19 protein-coding genes are annotated in these 26811 nt (G+C 41.7%); 13 read left to right on the top strand and 6 right to left on the bottom strand.

Annotated elements, in window-relative coordinates; translation table 11 throughout:
- Nucleotides 1-111 precede the first annotated feature (111 nt).
- Complete coding sequence (locus HJG39_RS17280; protein WP_268411253.1) at nucleotides 112-2349, top strand: hypothetical protein; 2238 nt, start codon at nucleotides 112-114, stop codon at nucleotides 2347-2349.
- A gap of 41 nt (nucleotides 2350-2390) precedes the next feature.
- Here HJG39_RS17280 and HJG39_RS17275 read toward each other — a convergent pair whose 3' ends face one another.
- Both HJG39_RS17275 and HJG39_RS17270 read right to left on the bottom strand, forming a co-directional pair.
- A complete protein-coding gene (locus HJG39_RS17275) occupies nucleotides 2391-3176 on the bottom strand; it encodes an outer membrane lipoprotein-sorting protein (RefSeq protein ID WP_268411250.1) in 786 nt (261 codons plus the stop codon).
- 24 nt (nucleotides 3177-3200) lie between these two features.
- Nucleotides 3201-5567: an efflux RND transporter permease subunit gene (locus tag HJG39_RS17270; RefSeq protein ID WP_268411247.1), complete on the bottom strand. Its 2367-nt coding sequence runs from the start codon at nucleotides 5565-5567 to the stop codon at nucleotides 3201-3203.
- Between the two features lie 210 nt (nucleotides 5568-5777).
- Here HJG39_RS17270 and HJG39_RS17265 point away from each other — a divergent pair, with 210 nt between their 5' ends.
- The 7 genes from HJG39_RS17265 to HJG39_RS17235 all read left to right on the top strand — a co-directional run bounded on the left by HJG39_RS17265 (nucleotide 5778) and on the right by HJG39_RS17235 (nucleotide 12898).
- Nucleotides 5778-6371 (top strand): TetR/AcrR family transcriptional regulator, encoded by a 594-nt coding sequence (locus tag HJG39_RS17265; RefSeq protein ID WP_268411244.1) that lies wholly within the window; start codon nucleotides 5778-5780, stop codon nucleotides 6369-6371.
- A 312-nt stretch (nucleotides 6372-6683) separates the two neighbouring features.
- Nucleotides 6684-7400: a M48 family metallopeptidase gene (locus HJG39_RS17260; protein WP_268411242.1), complete on the top strand. Its 717-nt coding sequence runs from the start codon at nucleotides 6684-6686 to the stop codon at nucleotides 7398-7400.
- 408 nt (nucleotides 7401-7808) lie between these two features.
- Nucleotides 7809-8231, top strand: coding sequence for a hypothetical protein (locus tag HJG39_RS17255; RefSeq protein WP_268411241.1), 423 nt, complete (start codon nucleotides 7809-7811; stop codon nucleotides 8229-8231).
- 12 nt (nucleotides 8232-8243) lie between these two features.
- On the top strand, nucleotides 8244-10628 hold the full coding sequence (locus HJG39_RS17250) for an FtsX-like permease family protein (RefSeq protein WP_268411239.1): 2385 nt from the start codon (nucleotides 8244-8246) through the stop codon (nucleotides 10626-10628).
- Nucleotides 10629-11882 carry an efflux RND transporter periplasmic adaptor subunit gene (locus HJG39_RS17245; protein ID WP_268411236.1) on the top strand — a complete coding sequence of 418 codons (1254 nt, stop codon included), beginning with the start codon at nucleotides 10629-10631 and terminating at the stop codon, nucleotides 11880-11882. It abuts the gene before it with no gap.
- A gap of 2 nt (nucleotides 11883-11884) precedes the next feature.
- Nucleotides 11885-12574 (top strand): ABC transporter ATP-binding protein, encoded by a 690-nt coding sequence (locus tag HJG39_RS17240; RefSeq protein WP_268411234.1) that lies wholly within the window; start codon nucleotides 11885-11887, stop codon nucleotides 12572-12574.
- A gap of 144 nt (nucleotides 12575-12718) precedes the next feature.
- Nucleotides 12719-12898 (top strand): hypothetical protein, encoded by a 180-nt coding sequence (locus tag HJG39_RS17235; RefSeq protein WP_268411231.1) that lies wholly within the window; start codon nucleotides 12719-12721, stop codon nucleotides 12896-12898.
- A gap of 7 nt (nucleotides 12899-12905) precedes the next feature.
- Here HJG39_RS17235 and HJG39_RS17230 read toward each other — a convergent pair whose 3' ends face one another.
- Nucleotides 12906-13250 (bottom strand): MGMT family protein, encoded by a 345-nt coding sequence (locus HJG39_RS17230; protein ID WP_268411229.1) that lies wholly within the window; start codon nucleotides 13248-13250, stop codon nucleotides 12906-12908.
- A gap of 15 nt (nucleotides 13251-13265) precedes the next feature.
- The gene (locus tag HJG39_RS17225; protein WP_268411226.1) at nucleotides 13266-15272 is read right to left on the bottom strand and encodes a TonB-dependent receptor; all 2007 of its coding nucleotides are present in this window, start codon (nucleotides 15270-15272) and stop codon (nucleotides 13266-13268) included.
- A gap of 293 nt (nucleotides 15273-15565) precedes the next feature.
- Between HJG39_RS17225 and HJG39_RS17220 the strand changes: the two genes are divergently transcribed.
- Entirely contained in the window at nucleotides 15566-16618 is a 1053-nt protein-coding gene (locus HJG39_RS17220) for a LacI family DNA-binding transcriptional regulator (RefSeq protein ID WP_268411224.1), read from the top strand.
- Between the two features lie 16 nt (nucleotides 16619-16634).
- Here the strand turns inward: HJG39_RS17220 and HJG39_RS17215 are convergent, their stop codons facing one another.
- On the bottom strand, nucleotides 16635-18557 hold the full coding sequence (locus HJG39_RS17215; RefSeq protein ID WP_442781042.1) for an alpha-amylase family glycosyl hydrolase: 1923 nt from the start codon (nucleotides 18555-18557) through the stop codon (nucleotides 16635-16637).
- A 253-nt stretch (nucleotides 18558-18810) separates the two neighbouring features.
- Between HJG39_RS17215 and HJG39_RS17210 the strand changes: the two genes are divergently transcribed.
- The 3 genes from HJG39_RS17210 (at nucleotide 18811) to HJG39_RS17200 (ending at nucleotide 24126) form a co-directional block, all read left to right on the top strand.
- On the top strand, nucleotides 18811-21324 hold the full coding sequence (locus HJG39_RS17210; protein ID WP_268411221.1) for a TonB-dependent receptor: 2514 nt from the start codon (nucleotides 18811-18813) through the stop codon (nucleotides 21322-21324).
- 135 nt (nucleotides 21325-21459) lie between these two features.
- Nucleotides 21460-23040: a sodium:solute symporter gene (locus HJG39_RS17205; RefSeq protein ID WP_268411218.1), complete on the top strand. Its 1581-nt coding sequence runs from the start codon at nucleotides 21460-21462 to the stop codon at nucleotides 23038-23040.
- Nucleotides 23041-23250: 210 nt separating this feature from the next.
- Nucleotides 23251-24126 (top strand): ROK family protein, encoded by an 876-nt coding sequence (locus tag HJG39_RS17200; protein WP_268411216.1) that lies wholly within the window; start codon nucleotides 23251-23253, stop codon nucleotides 24124-24126.
- Between the two features lie 134 nt (nucleotides 24127-24260).
- Here HJG39_RS17200 and ilvC read toward each other — a convergent pair whose 3' ends face one another.
- Complete coding sequence (gene ilvC, locus HJG39_RS17195; protein WP_268411213.1) at nucleotides 24261-25748, bottom strand: ketol-acid reductoisomerase; 1488 nt, start codon at nucleotides 25746-25748, stop codon at nucleotides 24261-24263.
- A 188-nt stretch (nucleotides 25749-25936) separates the two neighbouring features.
- On the opposite strand from ilvC, the gene ilvY reads away from it, so the two are divergent.
- A complete protein-coding gene (gene ilvY / locus HJG39_RS17190; RefSeq protein ID WP_268411210.1) occupies nucleotides 25937-26794 on the top strand; it encodes an HTH-type transcriptional activator IlvY in 858 nt (285 codons plus the stop codon).
- Nucleotides 26795-26811 lie beyond the last annotated feature (17 nt).

Here is a 26811-nt window from a genome sequence, read left to right as displayed (position 1 = left end):
TGAAACCTACAAAGTGGCCTGAAATGGGGCTTCATTACTGATGTTTTGTCTATGGAATGAATTGATCAACAGAGCCCCCTTCAACTGTCATTTTGGCTTCAAGAACGTAATTTGATACCTGTTATTGGACATGAGGTTGCACACCGAATATTGAGAAATATAGGCTCCAGAAATCTAATCCCTCAACTCTTAGCCCTAAAAGGCAGGTTTGGTACACTAGGTAATTTTTTGCGAAAGGTATCTGGAGTATATCGCCCCATTATGATGAATATCGGTATATCTGAGTTTCAAAAAATGGAAGTTGAATTAATGTGCGATTTATTAAGTGCAACTCGCTTTGGATACTCATATCTTTATTGTTGGTTTATTAATGGATTTCATACCGACGCATATACCTTACCATTAATGGATGAGTTTGGCCGGTTAGATGAAAACCTAATAACCGCAAATATAAACAAACCAATCTATGACAGTGAGTTTGAAGTTTTACAGCGCTATATATTAGGAAAAAGCTTAATATACTGGCTTAAATCTATGGGATCATCAGATGTTCAAAATGAAATTGTTGAAGCTATTACTGATCATTTAGATTTGCTACTAATATCAACTTATGAAAAAGACATTATTGGCACGGCCCTTTATATTGTAAAGGAAATAAAAAAAGAAATTAAAATATGGAATAAAAGAGAACCACTGATGAAGCTCAGAAGTGGCTTTGATAGAATTAACTATTCCTCTGACTACTGGATGTATACTCAAAATACATCTGAGTGGCTCAGAAATGCAATAAACGAAAATTTAATCTCTTTATTAAATAATAAACTATCTCCTCAAAAGTCACCAGATACTACTAATCAAAGACTTGACGATATTCCACAATCTGTTTCCGATTTCTCTTGGATAATAAATTGGAAAATATCCCATTTGAACTGTCTACAAGAAAAAGATAATGAAGAAGAGCATAATCAAGATCTCTTACAAATATCTTCCTTCCAAGCAGTCTACTCTAGGCTTTTAATTGAAGATTACGTATTTAACAGTAGAAATATACTTGCATCATTACATTTTACAATACTGAAATTTTTTAATAGTAATCCTGGTGAATCTTATAAAAGTTTCTTTGAAAATATAAATGGAATTTGGATAAGTAATCAACTTAACATAAAAAATTTGAAGGAAGAATTAACTAACAACTGCCTAGATAAATTTAGCCTCACCGAATTAAACAAAATTGAGCCACTAAACCCTTCATTTACGAAAAATCCCTTCTCCTTACGTGCGACTAACTTGAAAATTAATGAACCTCTTTCTATATTAAAATCATTAAAATATTTCATTTCTATAATTTCAAAAATAAAAGTGGAATCCATCACTACAAAGCCAGAAAAAGTTAAATTAAGGGAGTTTACTCCCAAAGAATTAGATTTATTATGTAATATAGAAGAGGTTTTGTCCCAAAATATTGACTATTTTCTAAAGATCAGCACCTGCAGAAGTAAAGAAGAGTGCCTTAGTGAATTTTTATCTAAACATAATAGCACAGATCATAATTTACTATTATATAGAATTGAACTGAGCCAGATAAAGCTCACATCGAATTTTAAGTTAGATGAAAGGAAAGATAGAACAGCGGACTACTATTTTGAGTGCCTACTTGGAACTTATGACTTTTTAGATATTTATCGTCACAATAAACAACAAGATATTAAAAATAACCATGATGCATTACTGAATACCTCAAGCAGAGATGCATTAATAGTTTTTAACACATTAGAGGAAAATTCTCCGGTACATATTTTGGTAAAAATATCCCTATTCAAGGAAGATTTTAGACTAAACTTTATTAGATACTTTAAAGAAGCCTTAAAAAAAATAGATAATATTCGTGCGGCACTATTTTTAAGTTTTGGACCTGAAGATGCGTTTTTAGCTATAAGTTTCACCTCAAATTTAGTGGAAAATGATTCATTTGATACAGTAATCGATTTTCTAAATAATTTATATGATGATCCCGTTGTTAGCCGCACAGAACGTATCTACACAAACTCATTTTTAGATATTTTATCCAATCATCAGGAGATTTCTAAAAATTTTGGGATGAAAATAAAAATCAAACTCACTCCAAGGCCACAGAATACTCTTAAGACAACTTTAGAAAGGCTAAGACATATTTTCAAGTGTACCGATATATTTTTATCCAATGGAGAAATTGATATTACCATCCCGATAACAAACCAGATTGCTAAATTATCTGAATTCCAACGTAAACTAATAGTTGAAGATAATGGCTTACTTAATAATATTCAAAGGTTCTCTACAGAGCTACATTACAAATACAACGGATCTTAAGGAACTTTTTTTGGAAAGTTCCTTAAAATCGTATCAGCTATTTAGCGCATACGCTTTAATGCATTTTTATTGAAGTCGTTTTCCGATAAGCCGGTTTTGAATTCATTGTTATTCCATAACATGGTGGTGCTTTTGCCTGTTTGCTTGTTTTCCATGTCCATACGATCGGCGCGCCAGTATTGGTCTAAATACTGTTGATACCCCGTTAGGGTTAGCACTTTTAACAAGTCGTCTTTGCGGTCGTAATATTCAATTTTACGCGCCTGATAAATCTCTTTATCAATCCACTGTACTTGACGTGTATAGCCTGAATTTTCGTATTCTGGGTAGTATTCGACAACGAAACATTCGCTGTTTTCGCCACAAGGTTCATCACGTAAATACTTGTAGGTGTATTTGTCGACTTCTTGTGAGCTGATGTCTTCGTAAGCAAATTCGCTTCCCATAAATGGGCCAGACTTATTCGCGGACGACACACGTTTTACACGTTTTAGTGCAGGCAAATATAGCCATTGGTCATCAGGCACTTTAGAGTGTGTAAAGCTTAAAAACGCGGTCTTTTTTACGTCGTGAGGTTCGTCAAAAATCGTCAACGACTTATCACCATCACCCGTAACTTCTAGTTGGAAATTACGCATTTTACGCACGTTTTCTTTGCCCGCAGCGTTTCGTAGAATCATTTCCATATCAACGGTGCGATCGGTCCAACCGGTATCGCGTTTATCCATTTCAACGGCAATTTCCATTCCGCGCTCCTCTGCGCTCATGGCGAACGCAGAAGCCGACATCATGAAACTTATTCCGACCAATGTGAATGCTTTTAGCATGTTATTTCTCCTTCGGTTTTCTTGTTACGCCTGACGTTGTTTTAAGTCTTCAGCGGCAGAAGCCGTACCTTTAGACTTTTGTGGGTATTGACCACGATCGAGCTTCATCAACAATGGCGGTAAGAACAGGAAGTCAGCCGCAAGTGCAATAGCAATAGTAACGGCGGTGAGTGTTGCCATATCGCCGTTCATTCTGAACGTTGACAAACTCAGTACCGCGAAGCCTGCAACTAACGCAAATGATGTGAACCACAAGGCTTTACCTACCGTTGAGAAAGCATAACGAACAGCTTCTTCAGGCGGTAAATTCTGCTCTCGGCGCGCACGTAAGTATTTCGATAAGAAGTGAACCGTGTCATCCACCACAATCCCCATGGTCACGCCTGCTACCGTGGCTAGGCCCATGCCCACTTCACCTACGAGTAATCCCCATAAACCGAAGCCCATTAAGCTCGGCATCAAGTTAGGAATTAAGCTCAGCGCGCCAATTTTCGCAGAACGGAAGGCGAAGATCAGTAGTATGGAAATCAGCACCAGTGCGAAAGCCGTTCCACCTAAGCTGCCGACAATGTTGCTCATGCCAATGTGCGAGAACATGATGCTATTACCTGTTCCGGGGCCGGCAATTTCAGGGGCGTTTTCCGCTAACCATGCTTGTGCGCGGGCTTCTAATGCCAACGTTTCTTGAATAGTAACGTCATGAATAATGGCGGTGACACGCGAAGATGATTTTTCAATATCCACCATGTTGTTCAAATCCAAACCATACGGCACCGACATTTCATACAATAAAATGTATTGTGCGGCTTCTTCTCTGCTGTCTGGTACGCGATGATAAGACGGATCATCACCATGCATGTTTTTATTTAAACGTGACACGATGTCCGTTAAGCCATTCACTTGCACCACTTCTGGTTGTTCGCGGTACCAATCGATAAACGCCGCTAAGTTTTTCAAGTATTCTGGGTCACTGATACCATCTGGGCCGTCGGCTTGAATGGAGTAATCAATACGATAGAAGCCCGTTAGGTTATCCGACATGTAGTCACTGGCTTGTCTGAATGCCAAAGACTCATCGAAATATTGCACCCATTCGTCGTTTAACTCATTGCGTGGTAGGAAAGACACGATTGCAATGAAAAGCGCAGCGCCTCCCCAAAGCAGCTTATTTTGATTCGCGATAACGAAATCCGCCATTTTGTTCATGTAGCCTTTTGAGGAAGATTCCGGCTTCGGCGTTTTCATAGGCAATGCCATCATTAATGCAGGCAAGAACGTCAGTGACAAGATAAACGACACCACAACGCCCATGGAAATGATATTGCCTAAATCATGGAACGGCGGCGCTTCACTGAAGTTCATGGTTAGGAAGCCAAGTGTTGTAGTTAAGCTCACTAAGAACACAGGCTGGAAGTTAATACGCATACTTTCTGCCATGGCACTGCGTTTATCTCGCCCTTGCCGCATCAATTCCACAAAACTCACCAGAATGTGTACGGCGTTAGCAATTGCCAAAGTGGTGATAATCGTCGGTGCTGAAGCAGAAACGGCCGTTAATTCAATCCCGAACCATGCTGCTAATCCCATTGCTGCTGCAATGGAAAACGAGAACACCCAAAATACTGCAAATGCGGCTGTCCAACCTTTCATTAATAAGCCAACGCTTAAGATAAACATGAGGAAAACCAGTGGCATTAAGGTAGACGAATCGGTTTGAGAAGACTCACTAAAGGCCGTGTTTAACATGACCAAACCGGTTAAATGCACTTCCATTTCAGGGTTTTCTGCTTTGATGCGTGCAATCATGTCTCTCGCGTACGCAACGGTTTCAATTTCTGCTGCCGTTTTGTCCACGCCTTCCGGCAGTTTTATAGTGACATTAATGCCAGTAGCATGGCCTTTATCTGAAATTAAGCGTCGATACAAAAGCGGTTCAGCCATCGCTGTTTCGCGTATTTGAGCTAATTCCGCATCGCTTAATGATTCTGCATCTTTTACCAAATCTTCAATAATGACATCATCTTCTTCGGCGTAAGAATGCTGAAAATTAGTGATGGAGTTAACGCGCGTAGAATTTGGGATTTGCCATGATTCATTGGTGTATTTCTCAACCACGGCGAGGGTATCGCGGGTAAACACATTGCCATCTTTTGGACCAAGCACAATAAAGACGTTCTCATCGCGGCCGCTGTAGGTCTCTTCCATGTGTTCAAGGTTGAGCAATTGGGGATTGTCTTCTTTGAAGAAAACACGGTTATCTGGGTTAAAAACAGTATATTTTGCTCCCATTGCCGCAAGGACAACGAGCACAACAGATAGCAAAATGACCAGCCATTTGTTGTTTAGTATCAGGTTGCTAAATTTTGTTACAAGAGTATCTTGTTCAGCCACTTTAGTTACTCCAATGATAAGTAGACTTTAGATTCTAAGGCGCTAAATGCAGAGATCACCTGTCCTAAGAGGTAGGTTGACAATTCTCTTAGGGCACTTTCTGCTTAGCTTTCGCGCTACTTGTTTTGGTCAGTTAGTCATCAGTTTGGGTAGTTCAAACTAAAAACCACACGGGTTGACGCCGTGTCAAGTTATGGTAAGCTTTACATCATGTCAAGTGAAAATATTGAGAAAATAGATACGCGAACTCGCATCCTCGCTTCCACATGGAAATTGATGGAGGAACGGTTAGGCGTGAACGTAAAAATGAGCGACATTGCTAAAGATGTGGGCATTTCCCGTCAAGCGGTGTACTTACATTTTGCCTCTCGTACCGAGTTAATGCTCGCCACGGTGCAATATGTGGATGAAATTAAAGACGTAAACGCACGCATCGAACAAATTCAACAAGCGCAAAACGCCACCGAGCAGCTTGAAGCTTTCATGCAATTCTGGGGCAACTACATCCCTGAAATTTATGGCTTGGCTAAAGCCTTACTAAACACTCGAGACACCGACGAAGCGGCGGCTTCTGCATGGGAAAGCTGTATGTCTCACTTGCACGGTATGAGTGAATTAGTGATCCAATCCTTACACGCTGAAAACTTACTTGTGACACACTTACAACCCGAATTGGCAACCGAATTATTTTGGGCTTTAGTGTCTATTCAGAATTGGGAACAATTAATTCGAGATTGTGATTGGAATACCGAGCAATATATTGAGCAAATGACAATTGTTTTAAAACGCAGTTTTATTCAATAATCTTGCTGAGAAACGACGAGATAGCGGCGCTTACTTAACTTTACAAGGGTTCTCGCTTTGAGGGTGAGTACAAGAGTACGCTGGCATTGGATTAGAAGGCTTTAAAAAGCCAGAACGCTTCTACCTTTCACTTTATTGCCTTGAAAACTTGCCACCTCATACTAATAAGTTAATTTATATAAGAAAGACATTTTCTATGCAGGAAGTGGAGTGTAAACGCAGTTATTTCGCACCGATGACACGTAGACAACCCAGCGCATTCTGGTTATCGTTCGGGAGCTACCCTATCCATCACCCAAAAGGTTGAATTTCGTGCGAAAACGCTCTCGTTCATCAGGTCGAATCATCCAGACGATAGAACGACAATGGTTCGATATTGATCTGAACATCCAATTTAAAGATATTCGTAGTATGCGGATGCGCATAGATGCTCAGGACGGCACAATTCGCGTTTCCGCTCCCTATCAATTTTCAGAACGTGATGTGTTTAACTTCGTACAAACTAACCTAGCGTGGCTTCAACAAAAACTAGCGGAGCTGAATCCAAAGCCGAAATTGCGTTATGAGAACGGCGACATCGTGCACCTTTGGGGAGAACAACACGAATTATGCATTACCGAAGGGAAACAAAAGCGCGCCTTGGTTAACAATCACCAGCAAATAGAATTGCAACTCGCCGATAACAGCGAAAAAGAAGACAAAATTAAACTGCTGGATAACCTATACCGTCAAGAAATGAAAAAGCGCATTCCTACATCGTTATTACGCTGGCAACCTGTGGTTGGCAAACAGGTCAACGACTGGGGTATTCGGAAAATGAAAACGCGTTGGGGCACATGCAATATCACAGCAAAGCGTGTTTGGTTAAGTTTGTCGTTAGCGGAAAAACCGCCTATTTGCTTAGATTACGTATTGGTGCATGAGTTAGTGCATTTACATGAAAAACACCACAACCAACGTTTTTACGATCTGATGACGCAATTCATGCCGGATTGGCGGGAGTGTGAAAAACGGCTTATTTCAGGCTAACGCCCAGAAAATAACATAGGTAACATTTAAATCCATTACTTTGTTGACACGACCAGGTACATTGTACACCCAGCATACAACTCTCCTAAACGCCCTTTCTGCTAGCTTTCATTTGGGTAGAAGGCTGAGAGTTATATTTTTTACTCTTTGAAGTAAGTGAGATGGATTATTTTTTATAAAAAAGGATACTAATAGCAACTAAACCACAAGAAACTTAGTTTCAATCTTTACCTTTGCCATGTTAATCTTGCCTTCATTCAGTAGCCTTAGTGGCTGTGAAGTAGCACTTAAAGTAGAGTGTAACTCTAGCGGTTGCACAGCTAAAGCTTCTGTTAAATGTAATTAATAGGAGACTTGAGCCGGCGATTCATGTCGGCTCATCTAAATGCTTATAGATAAGGAAAATCTGTGAAGAAATATTTTTCATTCCCATTTTTGTTTTATGTCCTTTCATTTTCAGCCTTCGCTCAAAATAGCGACATCCCACTTAACATTCACGATTATTTCAACTCAGGAATAAGCAAAACATTACCGGCTATTTACATTTGGGATGCCTCTAAGGAAGCTACATATTCCCATTCTGGTGCTGGTTTTAACATTGATAATGTGGCGCTTTCTAAAGAAAAACCAAATAAAGGTTTTAGCTTTTTAGAGAAGCTAGTCAAGAGTGGGAAGAAGTGGAATCAAGAAAGTAAAACATTAGTTTTCGTGAAGTTCGATAAATCCGTCGTTAACTGTGAACCATGTAATATTACCCAAGACTACTTAAACAGCCTTCCTGAAAACAAAGCATCTGAATATCATATAGTTACGGTCTCAGTGTCAAAGTAAATATTCTACATTATGTGGTTTGGCTTATGGCGTTACTGGTCCAACAACAAGACAGAGTTCACTTTAATTGCTCTGTCTTTCTCTATCATTTTTCAACTAATAACACTCCTTTCAATTACTGCGTTATCAGAATCACTTTTTAGACCGTTCTCAGAAAAAATTGCCGCATTTGGAACCGAATCAAGCACAGGTGTTCTCAACAGAACAGATGCAGTTCTTAGCAATCTACTTTCAGAATCACATATCGTTACTCAACACACTCGTTGGTATGTTGACAATCTATCTGTTGGTCCTAGCCAAGTGGCAAAAGAGTTACCTGTAGCTTTTATTAATGACCAGTACATTCATTTACTTAAGCCTAAATTCTCAGCGGGTCGGCATCTATCTCGATGCGAGCTTGATCGCTGCTATCTCATTGGCGTTGCCATTAGCTATGATCTACAACATTTAGTCGAAAATGGAAACATTCAAATAGGTAGTAATCTATACCCAGTATCAGGAATTCTCTCGAAAAATGCGCTTCAATTCCCAGATGGGGACACGGCGAAAATTGTTTTAGACATTAGTGAGTTTCCCAACATATCCAGTTTTCAACAAACCTTCTCCACAATTAGTGGGCTATTTAGTCACTCTGTTACTCCTGAACAAATAACGCAGCACCTCCCAATATTTAAAACTATTGTTGAACTTTCAAATGCGGTAACAGCATCTGAGCGAGAACAATACTTGCAACAGCTATTGGAACAATACCAAAACTCAAGAACTAGCCAGTTATCTAAAATGTTTCACTTGGCAGGTAGCAATAACTTGAAGCTCGGATTAATTGAAGGCGCTTATTTCGATAGAGCAACGAAAAATCGAACAGAAACAAGAGTTTTTTTATTTTCCATATCTGCCTTATTGCTTACATTTGTTTCGGCAGCGATTTTTATCAGCATAGTGTCTCGCCACCGCTTACGACGAGCACCTGAACGAGCGTTAAGATTTTCAATCGGCAGCAGTAAGGTAAGCTTATTCATTAACGAAAACCTTTTTATTTTACTTCCTCTCATACTCGGAACGATATTGGGTTTTTTGTCTTTACCTCTAGGAAGCGCTATCTTTAAAACGCTACTACTAGAGCTTCCAAATTTAGATAAACAATACACACACCAACTTGCTCTTCACTATGCAGTTATTTCCATTGGTACTTTATTAACCATCCCTAGCATATGTAATGCGGACATATTAACAAAAGGCATTTCAGGTAGAACTGCATCCCATTCTCGCGGCACTATTGTTGCAGTTAGAATATTAACCCGGTCACTGATAACACTTATGGTGTTTAGCTTATTCGTCATTTCGTTTATCTACCAAAATTGGTATAAGATTTCTTCCTTAGCGTTAGGTTCGATAAACGAAAATGTTCATGCTATCTCACTATTCAAATCATCAGATCAAAAAACGGGAACTCAATGGGAATCAACAATCAACAATTTAAGACAAATAACGAGCTCTCTATCATTACTGCAAACCATGCCTGGTGATCGCCGATTGACTCACAAGCCTCTTACCATCGATGACGAGAAGTGCTCTTATACTTTTCAAAGTTGGTCTAATCAATTCTTTGGCAACCCTTTCCAATTACTCTTAGAGTCTCCCTCTTCACTGGATAATTGGGATTCTAACCATATAGCTATTTCAAGAAGTATGTTGCAGGGTTGTAACTGGTCAGAAAAGGAAGCGATTGGTCAATATTTAGTAGATGAAGCTGGCAGTCGCTATAGAATAAACAGCGTAGTGGATGACATTCGATATGATTTACATGTTACATCCCCTCAATACGTTTTTTACCGAAAGGCGAGTACACCAGAAAACCTCCGGCAAATTTTATTTGCCGACAAGCAAGACTCAGATGCAATTTTTAATACGTTAAATAAAAATCTCAAAGAGTTTAATCTAGAATACGACATCACCTTTAAAGGTTCTCTTAAGGAATATATCGAAAAGGAATTAGTAAATGATCGGGCAATTATGCAATTAACCGCCATTCTGATGATTTCTTGTTTAGTGGCTTTGGCATTAGGTTACACACAGCACTTCAACAAAATTCTTAAATTGCGCTCCCTAGAATGGGGAGTAATGAGAGCAATGGGAGCAGATAAAAGCAGTTTACTCAAATTGCTAACCAAAGAAAATACTGTTGATTTAAGTATTGCCTTTTTAATAAACCTATTACTACTCATAGCAGGTTCATCGTTACTACAAGACTATTTTAATGCTAATTTCTTAACGGGATTATTCGTTCTTTTAGGCTCTACTTTGTTTATTTTACTCATCCTACATTTATACGTTTCAAGTAAAAGCTTATTAATATTTGCGTACACACCGTCTGATTTATTGAGAGAAAAAAACTAAATGGAACTTCAAGATATACAAAAGGCTGTAGATAAAAAACGAAAAAAACGCCTTTTTATTGGGTCAGCAATAGCCATTATGATTCTAATTCTGATTTCAGCTCTAGGAGCTTTCTCCTCAACGAATACAGTGAAATTATCAGAATTAATATTTGCAGAAGTACAAAAAGGTGATTTCAAAATTAAGCTGGTAGCAAATGGGCAATTTGAATCCCGACAACCCAAATTAATTACCAGCCCAGTAGAAGGTATTATTCAAAAAATATATATAGAACCAGGAGAAGCAATCCAACCTGGAGAAAGGTTGTTCAAGCTATATAACGACGACCTTGAAATTAAATATGAAAAGCTTAAATCTCAGCTCAATTACGCAAAGCTGGAACTTGAACTGAAGCAAGTAAGATTGGAGCTCGATCAAGTTAAACAAGAAACCGAGCTTGCTTCCGCTATTGGTGAAAGAAACATATTAAAAGCAAAATTCGCAGCTCAAAATAAATTAGCTAAGACAGGGGTTATCTCTAAATTAGACATACTGGAAACAGAAGTCCGTCTAGAAAATGCAGAAAAGAAGGCTCAACTGGCTAGCAGCACAGTTGAAAGTTTGACTCGATTAATTGAAAAGGAGCTCAAACTTGCACGTTCAAAGATTGCGGAAGCACAAAATGAACTAAATTCTGCGGCCAACGATATTGAAAAGTTAATAGTAAAAGCGCCCGAAGTGGGACAAATTCAGTCTATCGATGTACAACTTGGTGAAAAAGTTAAATTAGGTCGAGCCCTGTTGAAATTCACAAAACAAGATGATTTACGTTTTGTAGCACAAGTTCCAGAGCGCGAAGCTCAAAAGACCAACGTTAATAATTCAGCGAAAATCAGAGTCAATAATGCTTGGCTAACGGGAAAAATAGAAAGAATCAGCCCAACAGTAAACAATGGATATATCGACATATTCATTTCTTTAGATAAACAAGATCTAGCGCTAAAAGAAGCTCTGTCTGCAAAAGTTGAAATTATTACTCAGGTAATTCCCAACACGTTATTTGTAGAGCGCCCACCTAACACTCAACCAATGAGCGAAAATGAGGTATGGCTTTTTGATGAGCTAAATGGACTGCTTGTTAATAAAAAAGTGCAATTGGGTGCAGTATCCTCCGGACAAATAGAAGTCATTTCCGGCTTATTACCATCGCAAAAGATTCTTATGTCTGATCCAAAAGAAACTTGGAGGCGCACACAACCAGAGGTAATTAAATAGCGATGAAAACAGAAATTAAGCTCAAGGGTATAACCAAATCCTACTCACAAGAAGGTATATCCCAACAAATCCTACACGGCATTGACTTGACCATTAATAGAGGCGACTTTCTCACTCTCACAGGGCCTTCTGGCGGGGGAAAGTCAACGTTATTATCAATTTTAGGACTCCTTGAGCCTCCAACATCTGGTAGCTATTTATTGCAAGGTCAAGAGGTAGGGCAGTTTTCTGATGAATTAGCTGCTGCTGTTAGAAATCAGCTTTTTGGTTTTGTTTTTCAATCCTTCAATCTTATTCCTCAACTAAACATTTGGGAAAATGTTGCCTTACCTTTAACCTACAAAAAAAAGCTAAGCAAAACCGAGCTAGAGCGAGAAGCGAAGACGTATTTAGAACTTGTTAAATTAACTGATAAAGCGAATAACTATCCGTCCCAACTTTCTGGCGGTCAGCAACAAAGGGTTGCCATTGCCAGAGCATTAATCACCTCTCCTGAAATACTTTTTGCGGATGAGCCAACAGGAAACTTAGATTCTAAAAATGGAGAGTCAATAATGAGAGAATTTTATAAATTAAACCAAGATGGACAAACTATTGTGATGGTAACTCATAATGCAAAAGATTTAGACTTTTCAAGCCGAATCGCAGTTATTACGGATGGTAATCTTTCCGAAGCACCACTAAATAAATAAAACCTCATAAAAGAAGACTAAAGTCTTATGTTAAACGTGCTCACATGACACTAGTGTTACTTATATAAGTCGAGAATTTGGTCGATAGAAAAAGGAAGCCGTTCTATTCAATAGCTCATTTACCTAACATTTTGAGGTGTGGTTATGGCTTGTTTAACTCGGAATCTACAAAAAACATTGTGCAAATATATACGCAGTCATTTACGGCATTCTACGCGTGTATCGCCTGAGCAATTGCGGGATGAACTGGTGGGAAAAGGTGTTTGTCCGTCTTACGTCACTCCCGATCAACTTGCTGCTATTGTGAAAATAGCGCAGCATTGATGTTCCGCTAATATTCCAAGCTAAAAAGTAGTTCAGCAAGATCCGGTTGCCACTGAAACTCAGCCATTTTAACGCGGTTGTTTAACACAACGACACCCTCCTCTTGTAGCAACCCCTTCTGCTTTGCTGCCATGTCTGAACCTTTGGGAAAAGAGATTTGCCCTGATGTACGTAGCACGCGAAACCAAGGCACTTGCATGTCTTTTGGCGCATAACCCATAGCTTTGCCAACTAGCCTTGCTCTTCCCGGCAAACCCGATAAGTCAGCAATTTGCCCATAGCTTGCCACTTTCCCCGCAGGAATGAGTTTGGCGGTTTTCCAAATTCGCTGATAGTTGTCTTCATTTGCCATCGTGTTATCCAAGGTTTATTGGCGAAAGCCTAAAGAAAAATAAATCGCTCTGGGTTCACCCACAAAATAACGGTAATTGCCAAAACTTAAGTCGGCCCTTTCGGCGTAATCTTCGTCTAATAAATTCAGTAAACGCACGGATAATTGCCATTGCTCCGTTAGCTGCCATCCCGTGCGGAAATTCACTAATTCGTGACCATCGTAAGAAGCGGTATTTTCGGGATCAAGATAATAATCCCCCATTTTGCTCCATTCTAATTCCCAAAAGTGCCCGTCTTTTTTCCAACCTAATTGAATATTCGCTAGGGTATCTGGCGCGGTATCGATTTCGTTCCCCAAAATACTACCACTACGGCTAATTTGAATATCATTGGCGTATTCGTGTTCGGCAAAAGTGGCCGACGCGCCTAAATACCAATCCCCTAAATTAGCACGCGCTCGAATCTCTACGCCTTGATGTCGAGTTTCGCCGTTGTCGATATTTCGCCGCTGAGTATCTTGAAAGATATAGTTTTCCTTGTTCATGTCGAACCAAGTGACATCATAAAACACATACCCTGATTGGCCTCTAAAGCCCACTTCAAAGGATTGAATTTCCTCAGAGTCCAAATTGGCAATACTTTGACCTGCTTGCAATCGATATAGCTCTGCGGCTTGAGGTGGCCTGAACCCCTGAGCATATTGCATATATAAGTGCTGCTGACTGGTAAGCTCGTAGTTTGCGCCAATTTTGTACGATAAATCATTAAATTGATTGCGTTGAGATTCGGGCCGCGTAAAACGGCAATTACTCACATTTGGTTCACAAGCTGAACCTGCTGGAACAAAGGTTTCATAATCATACTCCATCACATCGTAGCGCAATCCCATTTCCAATTTCAGTGGCGCGGTCAGCAACCAGTTTATATTCAAATAAGAAGAATAGTTCAACGCATCCACTTGGTAATCGTAATGCACACCAGCCGGTAAGTTCGGCGTAAAAGGCGCGTCTTGCACTTCGCTCAACCAACCTTCAGACCAATCTACATCTACGCCAAGCGCAAGCTGTACATTGGCAAAGTCACGCTGGTACTGGCTTTGAATACCCAAGCTACGATGCCCGTTTGTTTCGACTGGTTGCCAAGGCACAAAATGCATTAAAAACGTCATATTGTTGTAGCGAGCATAGGGCGTCACCAAAAGCGAAGTATCCTCACCTAGCGATAACAACCAACGGCTATACGCCCTAACCGATTGTGCATCACGATAAGCTTCCGGGTTTGGATTCGTCCTTTTAAACGCTTGCTCTTCATAAGCTTTAAACCCTTCAATAAAACCCGCTGTTTCCTGATTCAAATTTGTTAACGATAAATGATTTTTTACCGAAAGTTCTTGCCCGCTAAACTGATGCAAAAAGTTAAGTTTTTGCTGATCAAACCCGCTATTGTCTTTAAAACCTTCATCCTTATTAGCATGACCGTACACCGCGAACGCTTGCTCATTCTGCGCGTAAGTAGCTGAAAATCGACCGCGTAAATAACCGTATCCACCTGCGTCTAATTGCCAGCTTAATTTATCCATATTAGCGACGTCAGGTGTTAATATGTTCAACACGCCGTGCAAGGCATTGGCTCCAAACACACTACTATGTGGTCCACGCAATACCTCAATTCTGCCCGCTTGCTCGGTATTGGCTGCAAAAAGTTGATTTGCATTGCAAAATCCCGGAGCACGCAAACTAATGCCATCCTCCGCCATAAAGAAAGCGCCACAGCTACCGGCCCCAGTCAAAACAGGAGAGCGAATAGCGGTGAGATGTTCTTGACCATTACCTCGACTTATCCAGACACCCGGAATACGTTTTAGAGACTCATTGATGTGTGTGGGTGATATGCGCTTAATATCTTCATCGGTTAGAAAGCTAATATTGCTGGTTGTTGAAGAAATCGTCGATTCTAACTTGGAAGCACTCACCACAATCGTTTCTAAACTCGTGATATTTTGCTGAGATTCTTGCGCTTGTGTCAAAATTGAAAAAGGCAAATAAAATACTAAAAGAGATAAAAAGCGGGAGAGAAATGTAAAACGTTTAATGCACATTTACGCACTTTACAACAGTCGATTAAATGGCCGTAAAAGCTAGCAAACCGAATAGAAGATAGCAACGCATTTACGGTAACATTTTAATGCGAATTCCTATTTATATTCTGTTAGAGTTTCATTTTGCCTATTTAAATTACCTACACAAAAACTCGGATATTAACCCTTTTTTATCCCCGTAACCTTGTGCTATGGTTGAACCTCTATTAATTCTATTTACATAAGTTTACAAATTGATGCCGAATCAAAAAAAGCCTCTGAACTTGAAAGAAGTCTCCCGAATTTTGGGTGTTTCAACGGCTACGGTATCCAATGCCTTTAACCGTCCGAATCAACTTTCTGAACGTTTACGAGAGAGAATTCTAAAGGAATGCGAAACCTTGGGTTATCACGGCCCGAATCTCGCAGCACGCTCTTTACGCCGCGGAAAATCCGATGTGGTTGCAGTGGTTTTAGCCGACTCATTGAGTTATAGCTTTTCAGATCCTGTTGCCAGCCAATTTTTGCAAGGTGTTGCTGAAGTGCTCGCCCAACATAATAAACAATTATTACTTTTATCCAGCCAAGTAGGAGGAAAAGAGCAAAACAGCGCGGAATCTTTACCTGATGGTTTTATTTTTTGTGGTGCACCCTCTGGTGACTGTGAAAAACGTATCATGCGTTTAGGAAAGCCTGCTGTTGCTGTTGACTTCCAAGCAGAAAGTAATATGAAAGTTGTGCAAATCGAGGATCAAAAAGCCGCAAAAAATATTACGCTTCACGCCCTCAAAAGTCACCGAGGCAATCTTGCTGTTTTAGGATTAAAACTGATCGAGTCCAATCGAGTATGCCGCCTAACGCAAGCCGACTTGATTAGCGAGCAAAATGACGTCGCCCATCGTCGCTTAAGGGGATATCTTGAAGCAGCAGAAGAAACAAAAACAGAACTGCAACCGCATATGGTATGGCATGTTCCGGTAAACGATCCCGAGAATGCAGAAATTGCCGCCCGCGAAATCCTGACAACCAGACCTCTTCCAAGCACCGTGCTTTGTATGAGTGACGTGTTGGCATTAGCGGTACTACGTGTCGCGAAATCCTTAAATATTGGCGTGCCAGAACAAGTCCAAATTGTCGGTTTCGATGGCATTTCTGAATCAGAACGCTGCGAGCCTCAACTTACCACGGTTTGCCAACAAAGCATTGAAAAAGGCCGCATTGCCGCCTCGGTATTACTCGACCCTGAAGCAGAAAACGAAACCACGGTGAAAACGGATCTGGTCATCAGGGGAACAACGCGCAGCGCATAATAGTGCATCGTGTGAGTTACGCCTTAATCCACATAACCTGATAGGGCTGTAACTCTAGCGATTCTCCCTGCAATGCGTAATGTTTACCTGATATTAAGTCTTCACCTTTTTCTGCTTGTAAGTAACCCAAAATTAATCGACTCGTTTGTTGCGTCGATTCACTAAAATTACACATCACCAACACATTGTTTTGACCCAGTTGGCGATGATAAGCAAAAAGGTGGGGGTTATCCGTGGTAATAATATGAGTTGATCCTTTTCCCAGCACCGGATACTGCTTTCTTAAGCCAATCAGCTTTTGCAGACCTTGAGCAATTCGGTTTTGAGGTGCTTCTGGGTTTTGCGCTTGCTGGATCACCTCTTCGCTATGGGCAATACGGTTGACCCATCGTGAATCCTGTTGTTTATGTGGATCATGCAAATAGCGATAATCGTTGAGTACACCTAACTCATCGCCTGCATATAAAAGCGGTATACCGCCAATACTTAAAATCACACTGTGGAGCAACAACACTCGTTGAATAGCATGTTCAATATGTAATTCGTTGTTTTCAATCAGTCCTTGTTCTAACCCCGCAAGTGAAGCTGCCGAGCCACAAACACGACAGTCTCCGGTACTTGGGTTTTCCTGAAATGCCACACCTTTAGCAAAGCTTCCTTCGAAGCGACCTGTGTAAAATTGATTGAGAAAATAACGATGATCATAGCCATTTATGCCGCATTGTGCCGATACTGCATCGTCGAATGTCCAACCAACGTCGTCGTGACATCGAACATAGTTCACCCATGTACAGTCCGCATCGATCGCAAAGCTCTTTTGCATCGACTTGGTTAACAACTCGGTTTGCCGCGTTGCTAGCGACTCCCACAATAGCGCCATTAATAACGGGTTGTAGGAAAGCTGGCATTCATCTGGGGCGATGTATTTTGCCACCTCGTCGGGATGAACAATGGCTTCAGATTTAAAGCTGACGGCGGGCGCGACTATTTTTAAGCAAGCATTAAATGCCTGAATGAGCGCATGAGCTTTGGGCTGGTTTTCACAGTTTGTGCCCATTTCTTTCCAAATAAAGGCTAACGCATCTAAACGCAATACTTCGCAACCAACGTTGGCCAAAAACAACATTTCTTCAACAATGGCATTGAACACAGCTGGGTTAGAATAATTCAAATCCCATTGAAAACTGTTGAAGGTTGTCCACACCCATTTATTGGCTTCATTATTAAAGGTGAAATTTCCGCGCCGAACTTGCGGAAATATCTCGCGCAAATTTTCTTCGTAACGTTCAGGAATGCTTTTGTCGTCAAACATCCAATAGTAATTTTGAAACTCGGTATCACCGGACTTCGCAGCTTTTGCCCACGCATGATCATCGGCAGTATGATTAAACACAAAATCCAACACTAAACTAATACCCGCCTCACGAAGAGAATCAGCCAAGCGTTTTAAGTCGTTCATATTACCTAATGCGGGATTGACTTTTCGATAGTCGGACACAGCGTAACCGCCATCACTCTCCCCTTCAGGGACGGCGTATAAAGGCATCAAATGTAAATAAGTCACACCTAATTCTTGTAAATAGGAAATACGCGATTGCAGTTTTACTAAATCACCTGCGAATAAATCTACGTAAACCGCGATACCTAACATCGTTTCTTGTTGAAACCAGTCTGCATTGCCTTGGCGAGCCGCATCCATTGACTTTAATTTATCTTCTCTCTCGATAAAAGATTTGCATAAGAAACATGTTAAACGATTAATATAAAAAGCAAAATCGTAACGTTCCCCATAAACATCGAAGAGTAAATTAAACAATCGAGGAAAGTGTTGTGCTAAACGTTTTTCAAATACATCTTTGTTTTTATTAGACTTTAAAAGTGAAGAAGAAACACGCAATGCATTCGACAAATAATCTTTATAATCAACGCCATTTTTCACAATAACCCCCATTTTCTAACACTTCTCAAGGTCATAATCAGCAGCACCATCGTCATTAAAAAAATCGATCACTTAACAAATATTTTACAAGAGAAATTAAGTTTGTTAACTTTAATCTTAATCGTTTAAGTTTTTAGATCAACCGATTTGTTAACTAGTGCATGTTGAACTAAACATAAATGATTAAAAAATATTACTGAACATTTAGATGTTCTTGATAAAGCACTGTTTACATTCACGCTTGGAGTTTTCGATGAAAGCGCAACTTAACCCTACAACCATCGCCACCGCGTTATCACTTACTTTTGGTACCATCTTGAGCCCTTTGACCTTAGCTCAGGAAACCGAACAATCCACTGAAAAAGCAAAATATGAACAAATTGTTGTTACCGCCTCCCCTGCCGGAGCCACACTGCAAGAAGCCAGTGTATCGGTAAGCTCTTTTAATGATGAAGATATTTTGAAACTCGCACCTCGATCAACAGCAGAGGTATTCAGAGCCCTGCCCGGCATTCGAGCAGAGTCTTCTGGTGGCGGCGGTAACGCTAACCTAACCATTCGCGGTATTCCACTAGCGACGGGTGGCTCTAAGTTTATGCAAATTCACGAAGATGGCTTACCGGTTCTCGAATTTGGCGACATTAACTTTGGTAATACCGACAACTTCTTACGCTATGATTGGTCCGTTGCTTTGGTTGAATCGGTGCGCGGCGGCTCAGCCTCTACCTTTGCCAGCAACTCTCCCGGTGGTGTGATCAACTTAATCAGTGCCACAGGACAAACAGAAGGCGGTGCGATTGGCACCTCATTTGGTGTGGGATACGATGAATTCCGCGTTGACTTTGCTTACGGTGGCGAAATTAATAACAACACCTATTTTCATATTGCAGGCCATTCAAGGCACGGCGAAGGTCCTCGTGAAACCGGCTTTAATGGCGATAGCGGCGGACAGGTAAGGTTTAACCTGACTCGCGAATTAGACAACGGTTTTCTTCGCTTTCACTTCAAACATTTAGATGACAACGCCACTACCTATTTGCCCGCACCAGTGTTAGTTAAAAGTAACGGTGATTACGATGCCTTACCTAACTTTGATGCGAGTGATCAAACGTTGCACTCAGCCTTTACCTCGAACATTTCCAGCTTTGATGCTTACGGAAACCCGCGTAATCGCGATCTTACTGACGGCATTGAATCTAACGTAACGTCATTCGGCTTCGAAGCCAATTTGGAACTGACCAACAGCATTACCTTGGTTAACAAATTTAGAAATAGCGACATCGACGGTGGTTTTATCGCTCCGTTCACCGATACATTTGGTGACTATGGCCCACAGAGCGCGAGTAGTATGGCAGCCGCTATTTGCGCCGCCGCGCGCGATGGTGAGGGTAATACGTTTGACTGTTCAAGTACCAACGTTAGTCTTGCCAATGGCTCGAGCGCAGGAGAACAATATGATGGGCTAGCTTTTGTTAACCTGCTCTTCGATACCGAATTTGAAGATTTAGGCAACACCATTAACGACCTCAACATTAAAAAAGAATTCAACAATGGCGTTTCCGTTACCCTTGGTTACTACTATTCCAGACAAGACATCGACACCAGTTGGAATAGCTGGCAAAGCTTCGTGCAAACCGTTGATGGTAGCGACTCTCAATACTTACACATTACCGACGCCAACGGCGCTGCGTTAGTCAACAACGGTTTGTGGACACCGAGCTTCTTATCGTGGGATTGGGATCTGCAATACACCACCACTGCACCTTATATCAACATTGGCTTTGAAGTGGGTGACAAGTGGTTGTTCGACATCAGTGCGCGTCGCGATACCGTGGACGCCGATGGCGAATTAATTAGCAGCTGTTGCGGGGGTAATACCGATTTCGATGTAAACGGAAACGGCATTATTGATGGCAATACCGAAGACGCCTCATCGGTTAACGGGTTTGGTTTTGGTGGCGGTGTTATTAACCTCAACCGCGCAGGTGCGAGCAGCCAAATCGTCAATTATGAAGCCGACAATAACGCCTTCTCGTTGGGCGGTTCATACTTATATTCTAATAGCGTTACCTTTTTTGCGCGTTACAGCGAAGGTGGACGCGCCATTGCTGACCGCTTACTGCAAATTGCCGGTACACTCAACACAGATGGCAGCTTAACTAGCACCACTTCTGGCTTTGATGAAACTGAACAATTTGAAATGGGGATTAAAATTGGCACTAGCGACTATCAGCTCAACGCTACCTTATTCGACACAGTAACTGAAGATACTCAAGCAGAAGTCACTAGTGGCCTTACGTTTATCCGAGAGTATGAAGCAACGGGTATCGAACTTGAAGGACGCTATGAATTTGGCGCAGGATTTTCGGTCTCCGGTAACTTAACGTGGACCGATGCTGAAATTAGCGACGACAAATTCAATCCTGCGTTGGTAGGCAACACGCCGCGCCGTCAAGCAGATTACATTTACACCATCACGCCACAATATGAACACGATGATTTTCTGATTGGTGCCACTTTCCAAGGCTCCGACGACTTCTACGTTCAAGATAACAACGATTTGCAACAAGATGCGTATGTCATCACTAATTTATTCGCCACATGGTTTATCACCGATGATTTCTCGGCATCCATTAACGTGAACAATGTAACCGATGAATTTGTAATCACGGAATCAGAGGAAGGTTCAGCCAACATTGGCGACATTATTCGTGCGCGTCCTTTAAACGGACGTACGACCAATGTGAGTATCAAGTACACCTTCTAAGTAGCGGTGTATCAATTTCAATCACCTACAGAAACTCCATAGCCGCTTCCCTGCGGCTGAGGGTTTACGCTTAACGTTCTGTAGGTGATTGATAATTTGGAACAACAAACGATAACAACGAATAACGAGTAGCACATGGTGGATTTCAGTCTCAGTCAGATCGATCTTGCTTTTATTGGCATGTATTTTCTTGTAGTTATGTACGTTGGGATAAGAGTGGGTTCTGATCACCAAAACGCACAGGACTACTTTCTTGCTGGTCGGAGTATGATTTGGCCTTTTGTGGGCATTTCACTCTTTGCTTCGAATATTTCCAGCACGACACTCATCGGTCTCTCCGGCGATGCTTACGCCACGGGTATTTCCGTTTTTAACTACGAATGGATGGCCTCAGTCATTTTGGTGTTTTTCGCCATTTTCTTGTTGCCCGTTTATTTAAACAGCAAAGTGTACACCATGCCTGAATACCTAGAGCGACGCTTCGATGCGCGCTCTCGATTCTATTTTTCCGGCGTGACCCTAGTCGGTAACATTCTAATTGATACCGCCGCATCTTTATTCGCTGGCGGCTTGTTACTTAAGTTGATTTTCCCCGAATACGAGCTTTGGCTAATCATTGCATTGTTGTCGTTAGCTGCTGGTCTATACACGGTTGTAGGTGGTTTAAAAGCCGTTATTTATACCGATGCCATGCAAACCGTCTTGATTTTAACCGGCGCTATCGCCGTCACCTTTGCTGCGTACGAAAAAGTAGGAGGCTGGGACAATGTGATGGCAGTTACACCGCCTGAAGCCATGAGCCTAATTCGCCCTAGCGATGATGCTGCCATGCCGTGGACAGGATTGCTGTTTGGTGTGCCACTTCTCGGCTTTTACTTTTGGTGTACCAACCAATTCATGGTGCAACGGGTACTCAGTGCTAAGAACAATCAACATGGTCGCTGGGGCTTGCTCCTTGCCGCTGCGTTAAAATTGCCCGTACTGTTTATTATGGTATTCCCCGGCACCATGGCGCGCTTGTTGTATCCCGATTTAGAAAACCCTGACATGGTTTATCCCACACTCATTTTCGATTTATTACCGGTTGGCTTAAAAGGCTTAGTAGTAGCAGGTATTTTGGCGGCGCTAATGTCCAGTATCGACTCAACATTGCATTCCGCTTCCACGCTTGTGACCATGGATTTCATCAAAAAAGCCAAGCCTAACTTAACGTCTGAACAATTAATGAAAACAGGTCGTATTACCGCGTTCTGCTTCATGCTCGCCGCAGCAGCGTGGGCACCTTTCATCGAGCAATTCGGCTCTTTATTTAAATACTTACAAACTGTTTTGGCTTACATTGCCCCGCCTGTGGTCGCTGTTTTCCTACTCGGCGTGTTGTGGAAAGGCATCACCGCAAACGCCGCTTTTATTAGCTTCATGGTATCGCTTGTCATTTCCATCGCTTTACTCGTTAGCCAATCCATCGGTTTGCTGAACATTCATTTTTTACATATTGCTGCGCTTTTGTTTGTGATTGCCTGTAGCGTCAGCATTTTTATCAGCGTGCTTCAGCCAAATAGTGCTAGCGAAGAGCAGCAAAAATACATGTGGAGCAAAGCGCAATTTCAGCAAGATATTGATGCTGAATTTAAATTGCCGTGGTGGAAGAACTACCTTGTGTTATCTGTGATTTTGCTTGCTGTCACCACATGGTTGGTGGTGGCTTATGCCTAAAGACCTGTTCCAAATTATCGTTCACTTACAGAGAGTTAAGCGTAACCCCTCAGCCGCAAGGAATCGTCTGAGGAGCTTAGATGAAAGTATCCACGGCGAGCTTGCGATAAATCTCTGTAGGTGACTGACCGTTAAACACCGTTTTAGTTACTCCAAACAAACAGCGTGACTAAGCACTTTATCTTAAGCGCACATCACTAAGAGGTATTTATGTCTGATTTATTCGCTGCGATAGAAGCAGGCGGCACCAAATTCAACTGTGCGTTGTTTGATCGACAAAAAAACATAGTGGCAGAAGCCCGCATCGCCACCACATCACCAGAAGAAACATTGGGGCAATGCATCGCGTTTTTTCAGCAACAACGTGAAGCCGGTTTAGCATTTTCTGAATTAGGATTGGCGACTTTTGGTCCTGTGGATTTAAATCCCACATCGCCCACTTACGGCAATTTAACCACCACGCCAAAACCCGGTTGGAAAAACGCACCACTAATGCGCACCTTAGCCGAAGCGCTCAATTGTAATGTTGCAATCGACACAGACGTGAACGCCGCCGCTCGTGCTGAGTATTTATGGGGCGCCAGTATGAATACTAACGTTAGTATTTACGTAACTGTTGGTACAGGCGTAGGTGCTGGTGTGCTTATCAATGGCAAACCATTACAAGGAATTTTACACCCAGAAATGGGCCATATTTTGATAGGTGATATTCAAGAAATACAAGGTGTTTGCCCTTATCACGGCAGTTGTGTTGAAGGTCTAGCTTCCGGTGCAGCCATGAAGGCAATTTGGGGAGTTCCAGCTCAAGAGTTATCGGACAATCACCCAGCATGGGCGATACAATCTAAGGTATTAGCCAAGTTTTGTCATAATCTGTTGGTAAGTTTTAGCCCTGAGCGATTGATTTTAGGCGGTGGTGTAATGGCGAAACCCGGGTTATTAGAAAGCATTACCCAAGAAACAGAGAGCAGCTTAAATCACTACTTAGCAATGGATAGCAAGTTAAGCGAGATTATTGTCCCTCCAACATTAGGAGAGCGTTCAGGCATTTTAGGCGCATTAGCGCTGGCGATGTCTGTTGCGTGAGTCATCTAAACGATTGAACTAGAAACCATCCCTCAGAAATAAAAACGCCCTACCCAAAATGGGTAGGGCCAAAAGTGCTCGGCCAGCACTTAACGACAGAAACTGCCTCTTTGGGAAAAGTAAATATCACTTGATTATTGGCTACTCTCAACAATCGCTTTCATGTCTTTCATGTAACCTCGAAGTTCCGCGCCCACGGTTTCTACTGGATGCTGACGCAGCTTCGCGTTCGCGGCCACCAACGCTTGATTATCCACACTCGTGCTTGTTACTTCCAAACCAACGCCAACAAGAGCTTTATCCAATGTTGGTATGAGCTTCTCACGCAAAATAGGCACCGCTTGATTAGCAAATAAGTAGTTACCGTATTCGGCGGTATCAGAAATCACCACGTTCATTTCGTACAAACGTTTACGAGCAATCGTGTTAGCGATAAGCGGGGTTTCATGCAACGACTCATAGTAAGCAGACTCCGGCAGAACGCCACCTTCAACCATGACTTCAAAAGCCACTTCCACACCAGTTTTAATCATGGCGATGATGAATAAGCCTTTGTCGAAGAAGGTTTGCTCATCAATTTTGCCATCGTAAACAGGTGCGTTTTCAAAACCAGTATCTTGAGTTTCTGCACGCCACCTTAATAAGTTGGCGTCATCATTGGCCCAATCTTGCATCATGGTTTTAGAGAACTCGCCTTTAATGATGTCGTCAAAATGTTTTTCGAATAACGGGCGTAACAACCCTTCGATCTCTTCCGATAGCGCCATGACTTTTAATTTATCTGGGTTTGACAAGCGGTCCAACATATTGGTTACGCCACCAATTTTCAGGGCTTCGGTAACGGCTTCTAAGCCATATTGAACAATGGCTGCGGAATAAGCGGGGTCTTCACCTTCTGCGACCATTTTGTCATAGGCTAAAATAGCGGCAGTTTGTTGCATCCCACACAAAATGGTTTGCTCGCCCATTAAATCGGATTTCACTTCTGCAACAAATGAAGATTCAAGAACGCCAGCACGATCACCACCGGTTGCCGACGCTAACGCCTTTGCTATATCGTGCCCTTCACCTTTCGGATCATTTTCTGGATGAACCGCAATGAGTGTGGGTACACCGAATCCACGTTTATATTCTTCTCGTACTTCTGTGCCGGGACACTTAGGCGCGCACATTACCACCGTAATATCGGAACGAATTTGCTTGCCTTCCTCTACGATATTAAAACCATGAGAGTAGCCTAACGTAGCGCCTTCTTTCATTAACGGCATAACCGCATCAACAACGCTAGAATGTTGTTTATCTGGGGTTAGGTTATAGACCAAATCAGCTTGCGGAATAAGCGTTTCATAGTTACCCACTTCAAAGCCATTTTCACTAGCACGTTTGAAAGATTCACGCTTTTCATCAATAGCGGCTTGCCGTAACGCATAAGCAACATCTAAACCTGAATCGCGCATATTAAGCCCTTGATTCAGACCTTGAGCACCACAACCGACAATGACGATTTTCTTGCCTTTAAGAAACTCACATCCGTTTGCGAATTCTTCTCTTTGCATAAAGCGACAATGACCCAATTGTTTAAGCTGTTCGCGTAGCGACAATGTATTGAAATAATTTGCCATTTTTAGACCTGTGTTTAATTGTGTTGCCGTCATTAACTGCTGGTAATGTACGATAATTTCCGCCGAGTGGGCTTAAGGTAACGCTAATTTCGTATTGTTTAAAATGATATATATGCAATACTTTATTGCAAATTACGCAATACCGGTTGTAAAACCAAAACAGACTGGCAGTAGGCAACAAACACATCATGGACATTCGCACACTGAGTTTATTTCAACACCTTGCTTATTCTTTGCACTTTACCCGCACCGCAGAAGCAATGTTTGTTAGCCCTTCAACCTTAAGCCGCGCCATTCAACGCCTTGAGGAAGAATGTGGCGCAACCTTGTTCATTCGAGATAATCGTTCCGTTAAACTCACCGCTATTGGCAAACAAGTGCTGCTCTTTTGCGATCAATTTTTAGATGAATGGCGCACACTGCAACAAAATATCAATGAACAAAACACGGCATTACATGGCAATCTAAGTTTGTTTTGCTCAGTAACCGCAAGCTTTAGTCATATGTCTGGATTACTCGACCGCTTTACCACGCAATACCCTCAAGTTGATATAAAGCTCTTTACGGGCGATCCCGCTGAAGCGGAACAACGAGTGTTAACGCAAAAGGCTGATGTTGCTATTGCGATTCATCGTCCTGACTTTCCAGAAGCCTTATATTTCTTCGAAATCGATAAAATTCCTTTGGTGCTTGTTACCCCCATCAATACGCCCGAGTCTCATTGGGAACAAATAAACTGGCAAACGTCACCTGTGGTTTTACCAGAATCTGGGCCATCAAAACGCATTACCAATGATTGGTTTAATTCACGTGGTATTAAACCGAATGTATACGCCAACGTTGCGGGCAACGAAGCGATAGTAAGTATGGTCGCGCTCGGGTGCGGCATTGGTATTGTGCCTCGTGTAGTTGTTGAATATTCTGTGGTTAGCAATAAAATCAAAATGTTGGATATTCCTAATATTGAGCCTTATCAGCTTGGCCTTGCTTGCCTGAAAAAACGCAAAGATGAGGCTGCAATCCGTGCTTTTATGCATCCGCAGTAAACCCAGATATGGCGTTT

This window comes from Alteromonas sp. a30 (genome assembly GCF_026788005.1).
Taxonomy (GTDB): domain Bacteria; phylum Pseudomonadota; class Gammaproteobacteria; order Enterobacterales; family Alteromonadaceae; genus Paraneptunicella.
The sequence above is the reverse complement of the archived record's forward strand: the minus strand, read 5'-3'. Positions and strand labels throughout refer to the sequence as shown.

Coding starts and splice junctions, on each gene's coding strand:
- HJG39_RS17275 (WP_268411250.1), bottom strand. CDS start 3,176: ATGCTAAAAGCATTCACATTGGTCGGAATAAGTTTCATGATGTCGGCT.
- HJG39_RS17265 (WP_268411244.1), top strand. CDS start 5,778: ATGTCAAGTGAAAATATTGAGAAAATAGATACGCGAACTCGCATCCTC.
- HJG39_RS17250 (WP_268411239.1), top strand. CDS start 8,244: ATGTGGTTTGGCTTATGGCGTTACTGGTCCAACAACAAGACAGAGTTC.
- HJG39_RS17245 (WP_268411236.1), top strand. CDS start 10,629: ATGGAACTTCAAGATATACAAAAGGCTGTAGATAAAAAACGAAAAAAA.
- HJG39_RS17240 (WP_268411234.1), top strand. CDS start 11,885: ATGAAAACAGAAATTAAGCTCAAGGGTATAACCAAATCCTACTCACAA.
- HJG39_RS17235 (WP_268411231.1), top strand. CDS start 12,719: ATGGCTTGTTTAACTCGGAATCTACAAAAAACATTGTGCAAATATATA.
- HJG39_RS17230 (WP_268411229.1), bottom strand. CDS start 13,250: ATGGCAAATGAAGACAACTATCAGCGAATTTGGAAAACCGCCAAACTC.
- HJG39_RS17220 (WP_268411224.1), top strand. CDS start 15,566: ATGCCGAATCAAAAAAAGCCTCTGAACTTGAAAGAAGTCTCCCGAATT.
- HJG39_RS17210 (WP_268411221.1), top strand. CDS start 18,811: ATGAAAGCGCAACTTAACCCTACAACCATCGCCACCGCGTTATCACTT.
- HJG39_RS17205 (WP_268411218.1), top strand. CDS start 21,460: ATGGTGGATTTCAGTCTCAGTCAGATCGATCTTGCTTTTATTGGCATG.
- HJG39_RS17200 (WP_268411216.1), top strand. CDS start 23,251: ATGTCTGATTTATTCGCTGCGATAGAAGCAGGCGGCACCAAATTCAAC.
- ilvC (WP_268411213.1), bottom strand. CDS start 25,748: ATGGCAAATTATTTCAATACATTGTCGCTACGCGAACAGCTTAAACAA.
- ilvY (WP_268411210.1), top strand. CDS start 25,937: ATGGACATTCGCACACTGAGTTTATTTCAACACCTTGCTTATTCTTTG.